Genomic DNA, 11,878 nt, shown 5'->3' with positions numbered 1-11,878 from the left:
TCATATCCTAGCCAATCCGGAGCACCCCGAAATGACACCCAACCGGCCCTCACAGCCCGGTGCCACCCACCCGCCGGTGCCACCCGCGAACTGCAAGGGGGGCCTGCCAGGACCGCCGCCAGGCCAGGACCCGGAACGTGAAAACCACAGCCGCAATGCCGGCCGCCGTCAGCACGTTGAACACGCCGAAGACCCACAGCACCGCAGTCATGGCAGCCCCCACAAAGGCAGGCAGCGCGTAGATGTCCTTGGGGTTGAACAGCTCGGGAACCTCATTGGCAGTGATGTCGCGCAGGAGCCCGCCGCCCACGGCTGTGGTCACCCCAAGCAGCACGGACGCCACCGGGTTCAAGCCTGTGGCGAGTGCCTTGAGCGTGCCGGTCATGCAGAACAGGGCCAGGCCGGCGGCGTCGAACAGGGTCAGCAGCGAGGTGTAGCGCTGCACGCTGGAGAACAGGAAGAACACCAACACGGTGGCCAGCAGCGGTGGTGCCAGATATGCGGGGTTGGTGAAAGCGGCCGGAACGATGCCCAGGATGATGTCCCGGATGACGCCGCCGCCGAGCCCCACCAGGGAGGCGAGCAACAGCGACCCCACAATGTCGATCTGCTTCCGCGCCGCCAGCAGCGATCCCGAGACGGCAAAGAAGAACACGCCCAGCAGATCCAGCCACACCGGGGAGTTGTCAAAGGCGAATGTCATGGGGCGTCCCGGTATTTCAAAGAGGGCGGACAGGGCGGCTCCAACGTTACGCTAGCCCCTATGAACAGCCCCATCATGATCGCCTGTGCCCATGGGACGTCCAACACACAGGGGGCCGCGGAGGTCAATGCACTGCGCGCCGCCATCGCTGAACTGCGGCCGGGCCTTGATGTCCGGGAAGCCTATGTGGACGTCCAGCAGCCGGACCTGGTGCATGTGGTGGCGGGCCTGCCGGAGGGGGAGGCCGCCGTCGTGGTTCCCTTGCTGCTGAGCGTCGGCTACCACGTCAAGGTGGACATCGCCCGGGCCGTGAAGAGCCGCCCGGGCAGTGCGGCCGCCGCGCCGCTGGGCCCCGACCCGCGGCTCGCCAAACTGCTGGACCAGCGGCTGCATGAGGCCGGAACCACGGACAATGACGTCATCGTCCTGGCCGCCGCCGGTTCCTCCAACCCCAATGCCGCCGTCAGCGTGGAGGAACTGCTGGGCCAGCTGCGGGAGTTGCGGTCCAACCGGATGGTGGCCGCCTATGGTGCCTCGGCCAAGCCGTCAGTGCCCGACGCCGTCGCGATGCTTCGTGAGGAACTGGAAGGAGGTGCCGGGGCGGGGGAGTCCGCAGGGGCTGTGGACGTCGGCGGCCGTGTGGTGATTGCCTCTTACCTCCTGGCACCGGGCTTCTTCCACGACCAGCTGGCGAAGGCCGGAGCCGACGTCGTGACCGAACCCTTGCTGCCGTCCCCGGTGCTCGCGGAAATCGTGCTGGACAGGTACGACGCCGCCGTCGCAAAGATGAACGAAGCGCCCGCAGCAGCACCCCGGGAACCGGCTGCGGCGGCCCCCGCGGAAGCGCCGGCAAATGCACAGGAGGGTGGCTTCTACAAGGCCGTCCGGCGTTTCGTGACGAAATATTTCCCTAGGTGACTTAGCGTTTCCGGTCCTTTGTGACGTAATTCGGGGGCGACCTACAGTCGATGCATGACTGATACAGCTCTAGCCGGAGCGTCTGCGGACACGGCTGCCGCCAAGCGCCCCGCACGCCCGTCCCGCCCCGCTGCGAAGCCGCACGGCCAGTGGAAAGTGGACGGCAAGACGCCGCTGAACGCCAACGAAACCTGGAAGCAGGAAGACGACGGCCTGAACGTCCGCGAGCGTATCGAGTCCATCTACGCCAAGGAAGGCTTCGACGCCATCCCCGGACAGGACCTGCACGGCCGGTTCCGCTGGTGGGGCCTGTACACCCAGCGCAAGCAGGGGATCGACGGCGGCAAGACGGCAACCCTCGAGCCGCACGAGCTCGAAGACAAGTACTTCATGCTCCGCGTGAGGATCGACGGCGGTGCCCTCACCACCGAGCAGCTGCGCGTCATCGGCCAGATTTCCGTGGACTTCGCCCGCGAGTCCGCCGATCTCACCGATCGCCAGAACATCCAGCTGCACTGGATCCAGGTGGAGGACATCCCCGAGATCTGGAACCGCCTGGAAGGTGTTGGCCTGTCCACCACCGAGGCCTGCGGCGACGTTCCCCGCGTGATCCTGGGTTCGCCCGTGGCCGGCATCGCCAAGGACGAGATCATCGACCCCACGCCGCTCATCGAGGAGCTGGGGGAGCGGTTCATCGGCAACCCGCTGCTGTCCAACCTGCCGCGCAAGTACAAGACCGCCATCACCGGCCACCCCAGCCAGGACGTGGTGCACGAAATCAACGACTTCGGCCTGGTGGGAATGGTCCACCCCGAACTGGGTGCCGGTTACGACCTGTGGGTGGGCGGCGCTCTGGCCACCAACCCGATGCTGGCCAAGCGCCTGGGCGCCTTCGTCCGTCCTGAGCAGGCCGCTGACGTGTGGCTCGGTGTCACCAGCATCTTCCGCGACTACGGTTACCGGCGCATGCGCACCAAGGCCCGCTTGAAGTTCCTGCTGGCCGACTGGGGTCCGGAGAAGTTCCGCCAGATCCTGGAAGACGAATACCTCGGCTACAAGCTGGCTGACGGTCCCGCCGCGCCGAAGCCCACAACGCCCGGAGACCACATCGGCGTGCACGAACAGAAGGACGGCAAGTTCTTCATCGGTGCCACCCCGCTTGCCGGGCGGCTGTCCGGTTCGCAGCTGGTCAAGCTCGCGGACACCCTTGAGGCCCGCGGCTCGTACCGGCTGCGCACCACCCCGCACCAGAAGATCGTTGTGCTGGACGTCGAGAAGGACCAAGTGGAGCCGCTCGTGGCCGAGCTGGACACCTTGGGCCTGTCCGCGCGCCCGTCCGTGTTCCGCCGCGGCACCATCGCCTGCACCGGCATCGAGTACTGCAAGCTCGCCATCGTGGAGACCAAGTACACCGCCGCCACGGCAGTCGCTGAGCTGGAACGCCGCCTGGCAGACCTCGCCGGCTCGGGCCAGCTGCCGCAGGCACTGTCGCTGCACATCAACGGCTGCCCCAACTCCTGCGCCCGCATCCAGACGGCGGACATCGGCCTCAAGGGCATGATGCTGCCAACGCCCGACGGCGACCCCTCCCCGGGTTTCCAGGTCCACCTGGGCGGCGGGCTGGCTTCCAGTGACCGCGAGGAAGCAGGGCTGGGACGCACCGTCCGCGGCCTGAAGGTGTACGTGGACGACCTGCCCGACTACGTGGAGCGCGTTGTCCGCCGGTTCGTGGCCGACCGTGCCGAGGGCCAGACCTTCGCCGAATGGGCCCACGCAGCAGACGAGGAGGCACTCCAGTAATGGCAAAACACCTGGCACCCGCACCCGCCAAGCGCCCCGTGGACGAGCTCAAGGCCCTGGCCGAAGCCGGCGCTGCCGAACTCGGCTGGGACGCCCCCGCCCGCGACGTGATCGCCTGGGTGGAGCGCAACTTCGAACTGCCCGCCGTCGCCGTCGCCTGCTCCATGGCCGACGCCGTCCTGCCCGCCCTCGTGGCAGACCAGCTGCCCGGCGTCGACGTCCTGTTCCTGGAGACCGGCTACCACTTCCCGGAAACCTATGCCACGCGCGACGAGGTGGCCGCGAATCTCCGCGTCAACGTGGTGGACGTGCTCCCCGAGAACACGGTGGAGCAGCAGGACCGGCTGCTGGGCAAGGACCTCTTCGCCCGTGACGCCGCCCAGTGCTGCGCCCTCCGCAAGGTGGCCCCGCTGCAGCGCACCCTGGCCGGCTACGAACTTTGGTTCACCGGCGTCCGCCGCGACGAAGCCCCCACCCGGACCAACACGCCGCTGGTCACGTGGGACGAGAAGAACGGCCTGGTCAAGGTCAATCCCGTGGCCGCCTGGACGTTCGACCAGCTGGTCCAGTACTCCGACGACAACCTCCTGCCCGTCAACCCGCTGCTTTCCCAGGGTTACCCCTCCATCGGCTGCCAGCCCTGCACACGCAAAGTGGCACCCGGCGAGGATCCCCGCGCCGGCCGCTGGGCAGGATCCGACAAGACAGAATGCGGGCTACACGTATGAGCACTTCACTTACCGAGGAGACCCAGGTGACTGATGCCGCCGTATCAACGCGCCTGTCCAGCCTGGACACCCTCGAGTCCGAGGCCATCCACATCATCCGCGAGGTTGTAGCCGAGTTCGAGAAGCCCGCGCTGCTGTTCTCCGGCGGCAAGGACTCCGTGGTGATGCTGCACCTGGCCACCAAGGCATTTTGGCCGGGCAAGGTACCGTTCCCCGTGCTGCACGTGGACACCGGCCACAACTTCCCCGAGGTCATCGACTTCCGCGACCGGACCGTTGAGCGGCTGGGCCTGAAGCTTGTGGTGGGCTCCGTGCAGGAGTTCATCGACCGCGGCGAACTGGCCGAGCGCGCCGACGGCACCCGCAACCCGCTGCAGACCGTTCCGCTGCTGGACGCCATCCAGCAGAACAAGTTCGACGCCGTGTTCGGCGGCGGCCGCCGCGACGAAGACAAGGCCCGCGCCAAGGAGCGCATCCTGAGCCTGCGGGACGAGTTCGGCCAGTGGGACCCGCGCAACCAGCGCCCCGAGCTCTGGAACCTGTACAACGGCCGCCACACCGTGGGCCAGCACGTCCGTGCGTTCCCCATCAGCAACTGGACCGAGCTGGACATCTGGCGCTACATCGAGCGTGAGAACATCGAGCTGCCCGGCCTGTACTACGCCCATGAGCGCGAGGTCTTTGCCCGCGACGGCATGTGGCGCGCGGTGGGTGAAGTGTCCCAGCCGCTGCCGCACGAGGACGTCATCACCAAGACCGTCCGCTACCGCACCGTGGGGGACATGTCCTGCACCGGCGCCGTCGAATCCAACGCCTACACCGTGTCCGACGTCGTGGTCGAAGTCGCCGCGTCCACCCTCACCGAACGTGGCGCCACCCGTGCAGATGACCGCATCTCCGAGGCCGCCATGGAAGACCGCAAGAAGGACGGGTACTTCTAATGACCACCGAAGCAGTTCTCCCGGCAGACCTGGAAACGGCCCTGCCCACCACGCTCTTCCGGTTCGCCACCGCAGGATCGGTCGACGACGGCAAGTCCACTTTGGTGGGCCGCCTCCTTCACGATTCCAAGGCCATCCTGGCTGACCAGCTCGACGCCGTGGCCCGCACGTCCGCGGACCGCGGCTTCGGCGGGGAAAAGGGCGGCATCGACCTGGCCCTGCTGACCGACGGCCTGCGCGCCGAGCGCGAACAGGGCATCACCATCGACGTGGCCTACCGCTACTTCGCCACCGACCAGCGCAGCTTCATCCTGGCCGACTGCCCCGGGCACGTGCAGTACACCAAGAACACGGTGACCGGCGCATCCACCGCGGATGCCGTCGTCGTGCTCATTGACGCCCGCAAGGGTGTCCTGGAGCAGACCCGCCGGCACCTGTCCGTGTTGCAGCTGCTTCGCGTGGCGCACGTGATCGTGGCCGTGAACAAGATCGACCTGGTGGACTTCAGCGAGTCCGTGTTCCGGGACATCGAAGCCGACGTCCAGCAGGTGGGCCGCGAGCTGGGCCTGGGTTCCGACGGAATCAGCGACCTGCTGGTCATCCCGGTGTCCGCGCTCGACGGCGACAACGTGGTGGAGCGCTCGGAGCGCACCCCCTGGTACACCGGCCCCGCGCTGCTGGAGGTCCTCGAAACCCTCCCGGCCGCCGATGAGCTGGAAAGCCACCTGGAGAGCTTCCGCTTCCCGGTGCAGCTGGTCGTCCGGCCGCAGGGCGCGCTGGCTCCCGACGCCGTGGCCGCCGGCCTGGATGTGGAGGCCTACCGCGACTACCGCGCGTACGCCGGCCAGATCACCGAAGGCTCCGTGAAGGTGGGGGACCAGGTGTCTGTCCTGACACCGGGCCAGTCGCCGCGGACCACCACAGTGGTGGGCATCGACTTTGCCGGTGCCGCCCTGCAGGAAGCCGCCGCGCCGCAGTCCGTGGCGATCAGGCTGGCAGACGAGTTCGACGTGGCACGCGGTGACACCATCGCGGCCGCGGGCACCGTCCGTGAGGCCTCCGCCGATCTCTACGCAGCCCTGTGCTGGCTGTCCCCGAAGCCGCTCCGCGAAGGCCAGAAGGTGCTGGTCAAGCACGGCACCCGCACGGTGCAGGCGATGGTCCGCAGCGTCTCCGGCAAGCTGGACCTGGCCACCTTCAAGCTCGAGGGCGCCTCCAACCTGGAGCTGAACGACATCGGGCACGCACAGCTCCGGCTCGCCGCGCCGCTGCCGCTGGAGAACTACCTGCACCACCGCCGCACCGGCGCTTTCCTGGTGATCGACCCGCTGGACGGCAACACGCTGGCCGCCGGCCTGGTCAAGGACCACCCGGGCGACCACGAGGACGAGCGCTACAGCATCTAGCTTCAGCCCACGAAACCGCGGCTTGTTAGCAAAACCTGACCCTCAAGGACTGGTTTTGCGAACAAGCCGCTGTTTGGCTTTTTGGGGTCCGACTTACTGGCCGCTTTCCAGGATCGACTTGAGCCGTTGCAGGTCCTTCCGGTTCTCGCGGCGGATCATCGGTTCCATGACCAGCCCTGCCAGCCGCGAGAAACCTGACGGGCTGCCGCTGTTGCCGAGAACCATCCGGGTCCCGCCGCCGTCGTCCGTCCACGTGTAGGTGGTCTGCATGGGGAACGGCCCCTGCGCGGTGCGCATCACCAGCTTCCTGCCCGGGACGTACTCCACGAACTCGTAGGTGTAGTTCAGCTCCCGGCCCAGGAACTTCGCTGTGAAGGCGGCCTTCGAGCCCACACCAAGGGGACCGTCGGTGAGCCGCTGCGACCTGTGGATGTTGACGTACCACTTGGGCGCGTTGTCCGGGTTGGCCGCGTACTCTGCCACCTCCGTGCGTGGCAGGTTGATGACAACCTCGGTCCGGACGTTCACCACGGCGGCTTCTCCTCTGTAGAGTGCGGGAATACCTACGTTAGTCCTGGGCAGCGCTGCGGGAGGCGAAGCATGGAGACCATCAGCCCCAAGCTCCTGAACTGGGCGTCCATCCTGGATGACAAGACCCGCGAGCAGGCGGTGATGACCGCGCGCCTGCCGTTCATCTACCCGCACCTGGCGCTGATGCCGGACGCGCACCTGGGCAAGGGCGCCACCGTGGGCTCGGTCATCCCCACGCTGCGGGCCATCATTCCGGCGGCGGTTGGCGTGGACATCGGCTGCGGCATGATCGCGGTCCGCACCCAGTACTCGGTGAAGGATCTGCCCAGGGACCGGAAGCGCCTCCGCGAGGACATTGAGCGGGTCATCCCGTTGTCTGCGGGGCACAACAACCGGCAGGTCCTGGCCACCGCGGAGCCGCGGATCGCCGAGCTGAAACAGCGGGCCGCGAAGGCCGGCTTCAACCCGGCCCAGTATGTTGCCAAGTGGGAGCTGCAGCTGGGGTCCCTGGGCTCGGGGAACCACTTCATCGAGGTCTCCGCAGACGAGGACGACGGCGTGTGGCTCTTCCTGCATTCAGGCTCGCGGGGCATCGGCAACAGGATCGCCCAGCACCACATCGGCGTCGCCCAGCACGTCAGCCGGAATAGCCAGGTCTACCTTCCCGATCCGGACCTCGCGTACCTGGACGAAGGAACCCCGCAGTTCGAGCGGTACATCGCCGAGCTGCGCTGGGCCCAGCACTTCGCCCTGCTGAACCGGGAGGAGATGATGGACCGCGTGGCCGCCCAGTTCAGCCACTGGGTGGGCGGGCCTGTCCGGGAACGCGAGCGGATCAACTGCCACCACAACTTCACGGAGCAGGAGACGCATTACGGCAAAACGGTGTGGGTGTCCCGCAAGGGGGCCATCAAAGCCGGCCCCGGCGATGCCGGACTGATCCCGGGGTCCATGGGAACGGCGTCGTATGTGGTGGAGGGCCGGGGCAACCCCGCGTCACTGAACTCCTCGCCGCACGGCGCGGGGCGGGAGTACTCCCGGAACGCCGCCCGGAAGACGTTCACCCTGGAGGAACTGAAACGCGCCATGCGGGGAATCGAGTTCCGCGCCTCGGAGGCCTTCATTGACGAAATCCCGGCCGCGTACAAGCCGATCGACCAGGTCATGCAGGACGCCGCGGACCTGGTGACGGTGCGGCACAAACTCCGGCAGCTGGTCAACGTCAAAGGCAACTGAATCTGCCAAACAGGGCAGCCGCGCGGCGAAATATGACGCTGGATGAACGTGCGTGACCCCCCGTTTCCGCTTCATTGAACGGGTTTGGGCCACTCCCTATGGTGAAACAATGACTAGTTCCAAGCCCGGGATGACCCGCATCGTGGCAGGCGAAAACGCGGTCCCCACGCGCAGGCGCGCCGTCGAGGCCGCCCTGGCCATCGGGCTGGTCCTGCTGATCGCCCTCGGGGCCATCGTGGCCTCGAACATTTCCCGGAACAGCGAGGCCCAGGCCGCCGAACCCACTCCCGCCGCGGAACTGAAGCTGGGCTACTTCGGGAACATCACCCACGCCCCGGCGCTGGTGGGCGTCAAAAAAGGCTTCCTTGCCGATGCCCTGGGCAGCACCAGGCTCAGCACCGAGATCTTCAACGCCGGCCCGGCCGCCATCGAAGCCCTGAACGCCGGGGCTATCGACGCCGCCTACATCGGCCCCAATCCGGCTATCAACTCTTTCGTCAAGAGCCAGGGCCAGTCCGTGCGCGTGATTGCAGGAGCCGCGGCCGGCGGGGCGCAGCTGGTGGTCAAGCCGGGTATCACCTCCGCGGCTGACCTTCGGGGCAAGACCCTGGCAACTCCGCAGCTGGGCGGCACCCAGGATGTGGCCCTCCGCTCCTGGCTGGCCAAACAGGGCTATAAGACAAACGTGGACGGCAGTGGGGATGTGGCCATCAATCCCACGGAGAACGCCCAGACGCTGAAGCTGTTCCAGGATGGAAAGCTCGACGGCGCGTGGTTGCCTGAGCCGTGGGCGTCACGCCTGGTGCTCCGGGCCGGCGCCAAGGTGCTGGTGGACGAAAAGGACCTCTGGGATGGAACCGGCACCGGCAAGCCCGGCGAGTTCCCCACCACCATCCTGATCGTGAACCAGAAGTTCGCCGCCGACCACCCGGACACCGTCAAGGCCCTCGTCAAGGGCAACGCGGCATCGGTGGCCTGGCTCAATTCGGCACCGGCGGACCAGAAGGCTGAGCTCATCAACTCCGCCCTGCAGGAGGCCGCCGGGGCAGCGCTGCCGGGCGACGTCCTCAGCCGGTCCCTCGCGAACATCACGTTCACCCTCGACCCCCTGGCCGGCGGCTACCCCAAGCTCCTCCAAGATGGCGTCGACGCGGGCACAACCAAGAAGGCCGACATCAACGGCCTCTTCGACCTCCGCGCCCTCAACCAGGTCACCGGCGGCACCCACAAGATTTCCGCGGCCGGCCTCGGCCAGGACTAATCCACCCCACTATCAAAGGACGGCACCATGCCAGTCGTACTGGAACACCTGGGCAAGCGCTTCGGCGACGGCGCCCCGGTACTGGACGACGTCAACGCCAACATCAGGCAGGGCGAGTTCGTTGCCCTCCTTGGTGCCTCCGGCTGCGGCAAATCCACCCTCCTGAACATCATCGCGGGACTTGAAGCGCCGACGTCGGGCGCCCTGGAAGTCCCCAGCGACGGCGCCGCCTTCATGTTCCAGGACGCCGCCCTGTTCCCGTGGCTGACCGCCCGGGAGAACATCGAACTCGCGCTGAAGCTGCGCGGCGTGGGCAAAGCCGAGCGGCGGGCCAAGGCGCAGGAACTCCTGGAGCTGGTGCACCTGGGTTCGGCAGGGGACAAGCGCCCGCACGAACTCTCCGGCGGCATGCGCCAGCGCGTCTCGCTGGCCCGTTCCCTGGCACAGGACCGGCAGCTGCTGCTCATGGACGAGCCGTTCGCCGCCCTGGACGCCATCACCCGCGACTTGCTGCACGACGAGCTCGAACGCATCTGGAAGGAAACCGGGCGGACCATCGTCTTCGTCACCCACAACGTCCGCGAGGCCGTCCGGCTGGGCCAGCGCGTGCTGCTGCTGTCCTCCCGGCCCGGCCGTGTGGTCCAGGAATGGGCCGTCACCGAGGAACACCGAACCGACGCCGGGCTCGCCGGCCAGCTGACCGGGGTCATCACCGCCCGGCTGCGGGAGGAGATTCGCCGCCATGCCAAGTAACCCCACTCCGCTCGCTGAAGCCCCGTCCGAACCTGAGACCCGGCACATCCACGCCGCTCTGACCCGGACGTCCACCGGCCACGAGGACCTCCGGGAACTTGAATCCGGCCTCGACTCGCTGCAGTCCGACGCCGACCGCAAACACCGGATCGAGTGGAGCCGGATCCTGCTGCCCGTGGCCGCGCTGGTGGTCCTGGTGCTCGTGTGGCAGTTCTATGTGTCCCTGGGCGTCAAACGGCGCGACCTCGTGCCCGGGCCGCTGGACGTGGTGACCCAGATGGGCGTGCTGTGGAGTGACGGCAAGCTCCAGGAATCGGTGTGGACATCCCTGCAGCGCGGCCTGGTGGGCTTCCTGATTTCGGTGGCCATCGCCACGCCCGTAGGCCTGCTGCTGGCACAGGTGGCACCGCTGCGGCGCGCGTTTGGGCCCCTGATTTCGGGCCTGCAGGTCCTGCCCTCGGTAGCCTGGGTTCCGGCCGCGATCACCTGGTTCGGACTGACCGACGCCACCGTGTACTTCGTGGTGTTCATGGGCGCCATCCCGTCCATCATCAACGGGCTCATCTCCGGCGTGGACCAGATCCCGCCGCAGTACCGCCGCGTGGGCACGGTGCTAGGTGCCTCCCGACTGCAGATGGCCCTGCAGGTGATCCTCCCCGCCGCACTGCCCGGCTACCTGGGCGGACTCAAGCAGGGCTGGGCCTTCTCCTGGCGCTCCCTCATGGCCGCGGAAATCATCGCCGTGGGCGGCACCATCGGCTTCGGTCTGGGCTCGCTGCTGGACCAGGGCCGGGACCTGTCGGACATGACCGTGGTGATGGCGGCCATCCTCCTGATCCTCGCCGTCGGCATCCTGATCGAGCTGCTGGTCTTCGGCCCCATCGAGAAGCGACTCCTGCGCCGCCGCGGCCTCCTGGCCGGCAGCACCCGCTGACCCACACCCCAAGGCATCCCCAAGAGCCCGACGGCGAGTCCCGCCGTCGGGCTCTCTGCTTCCCTGCCGTCTGCTCTGACGAAACAGGGGCACTTTGACACGGACACGCCGCCAACCCGGCCATGGAACCCCAACCCGGGCGCCAAAGTGCCCCACGACGGCGGCAGCTGCGGAGGCAGACCGTGGCAGACTGGCGCCATGACAGCCAGCTTTGTGTGCCGCACCGAATCGCAGCTTCCGGTGGAGCAGCTCTTCGACCTGGCGCGCAGCATCGACATGCATGTGGAATCCCAGCGGACGTCGGGGGAGTGGGCGGTGTCCGGCGTGACGAGCGGGCTGATCGGGGAAGGCCAGGAGGTGACGTGGCGGGCTTGGCACTTCGGGATCCCGCTGACCATGACCAGCCGGATCACGCGCCTGGACTTCCCCCGCAGCTTCACCGACGAACAGGTCAAGGGACCCTTCAAGGCCTTCCGGCATGTCCATGAGTTCGCGGCAACACCCTCTGGGACCATCATGGTGGACCGGGTGGAGTTCACCGCCCCGCTGGGTGTGCTGGGCCGCGCCGTCGAACGGCTGTTCCTGGCCCAGTACCTGGAACGCCTCATCGCCCAACGCGGCGGTTTCCTTGCGGGCGACGCAGATCGCCGGATCAACTAGCTTCCAG

The 11,878-nt window shown here is 67.5% G+C and carries 12 protein-coding genes; 10 read left to right on the top strand and 2 right to left on the bottom strand.

What is annotated here, in order from left to right; translation table 11 throughout:
* Window positions 1-49: 49 nt before the first annotated feature.
* Window positions 50-703 carry a trimeric intracellular cation channel family protein gene (locus FBY36_RS03430; RefSeq protein WP_142117350.1) on the bottom strand — a complete coding sequence of 218 codons (654 nt, stop codon included), beginning with the start codon at window positions 701-703 and terminating at the stop codon, window positions 50-52.
* A gap of 60 nt (window positions 704-763) precedes the next feature.
* Here FBY36_RS03430 and FBY36_RS03425 point away from each other — a divergent pair, with 60 nt between their 5' ends.
* The 5 genes from FBY36_RS03425 to FBY36_RS03405 are packed head-to-tail and all read left to right on the top strand — an operon-like array spanning window position 764 to window position 6,496.
* Entirely contained in the window at window positions 764-1,621 is an 858-nt protein-coding gene (locus FBY36_RS03425; protein WP_142117349.1) for a sirohydrochlorin chelatase, read from the top strand.
* A 54-nt stretch (window positions 1,622-1,675) separates the two neighbouring features.
* Window positions 1,676-3,421, top strand: coding sequence for a nitrite/sulfite reductase (locus FBY36_RS03420; RefSeq protein ID WP_142117348.1), 1,746 nt, complete (start codon window positions 1,676-1,678; stop codon window positions 3,419-3,421).
* Window positions 3,421-4,149, top strand: a complete 729-nt coding sequence (locus FBY36_RS03415) for a phosphoadenylyl-sulfate reductase (protein WP_142117347.1) — start codon at window positions 3,421-3,423, stop codon at window positions 4,147-4,149. The genes FBY36_RS03420 and FBY36_RS03415 overlap by 1 nt, the downstream gene beginning before the upstream one ends.
* A complete protein-coding gene (cysD, locus tag FBY36_RS03410) occupies window positions 4,146-5,090 on the top strand; it encodes a sulfate adenylyltransferase subunit CysD (protein ID WP_142117346.1) in 945 nt (314 codons plus the stop codon). Before FBY36_RS03415 ends, cysD begins: the two co-directional genes overlap by 4 nt.
* Complete coding sequence (locus FBY36_RS03405; protein ID WP_142117345.1) at window positions 5,090-6,496, top strand: sulfate adenylyltransferase subunit 1; 1,407 nt, start codon at window positions 5,090-5,092, stop codon at window positions 6,494-6,496. The genes cysD and FBY36_RS03405 overlap by 1 nt, the downstream gene beginning before the upstream one ends.
* Before the next feature lie 93 nt (window positions 6,497-6,589).
* On the opposite strand, the gene FBY36_RS03400 is transcribed toward FBY36_RS03405, so the two are convergent.
* Window positions 6,590-7,027, bottom strand: a complete 438-nt coding sequence (locus tag FBY36_RS03400; protein ID WP_142117344.1) for an SRPBCC family protein — start codon at window positions 7,025-7,027, stop codon at window positions 6,590-6,592.
* 69 nt (window positions 7,028-7,096) lie between these two features.
* Between FBY36_RS03400 and FBY36_RS03395 the strand changes: the two genes are divergently transcribed.
* From FBY36_RS03395 to FBY36_RS03375, 5 genes are all read left to right on the top strand, one after another.
* Window positions 7,097-8,263: an RtcB family protein gene (locus tag FBY36_RS03395; RefSeq protein ID WP_142117343.1), complete on the top strand. Its 1,167-nt coding sequence runs from the start codon at window positions 7,097-7,099 to the stop codon at window positions 8,261-8,263.
* A gap of 130 nt (window positions 8,264-8,393) precedes the next feature.
* Window positions 8,394-9,524 carry an ABC transporter substrate-binding protein gene (locus tag FBY36_RS03390; protein WP_142122457.1) on the top strand — a complete coding sequence of 377 codons (1,131 nt, stop codon included), beginning with the start codon at window positions 8,394-8,396 and terminating at the stop codon, window positions 9,522-9,524.
* Window positions 9,525-9,551: 27 nt separating this feature from the next.
* On the top strand, window positions 9,552-10,277 hold the full coding sequence (locus tag FBY36_RS03385) for an ABC transporter ATP-binding protein (RefSeq protein WP_141942926.1): 726 nt from the start codon (window positions 9,552-9,554) through the stop codon (window positions 10,275-10,277).
* Entirely contained in the window at window positions 10,267-11,211 is a 945-nt protein-coding gene (locus tag FBY36_RS03380; protein WP_142117342.1) for an ABC transporter permease, read from the top strand. Before FBY36_RS03385 ends, FBY36_RS03380 begins: the two co-directional genes overlap by 11 nt.
* Before the next feature lie 198 nt (window positions 11,212-11,409).
* Entirely contained in the window at window positions 11,410-11,871 is a 462-nt protein-coding gene (locus FBY36_RS03375; protein WP_142117341.1) for an SRPBCC family protein, read from the top strand.
* The last annotated feature ends 7 nt before the right edge of the window (window positions 11,872-11,878 follow it).

Source organism: Arthrobacter sp. SLBN-122 (assembly GCF_006715165.1).
GTDB lineage: Bacteria > Actinomycetota > Actinomycetes > Actinomycetales > Micrococcaceae > Arthrobacter.
The sequence above is the reverse complement of the archived record's forward strand: the minus strand, read 5'-3'. Positions and strand labels throughout refer to the sequence as shown.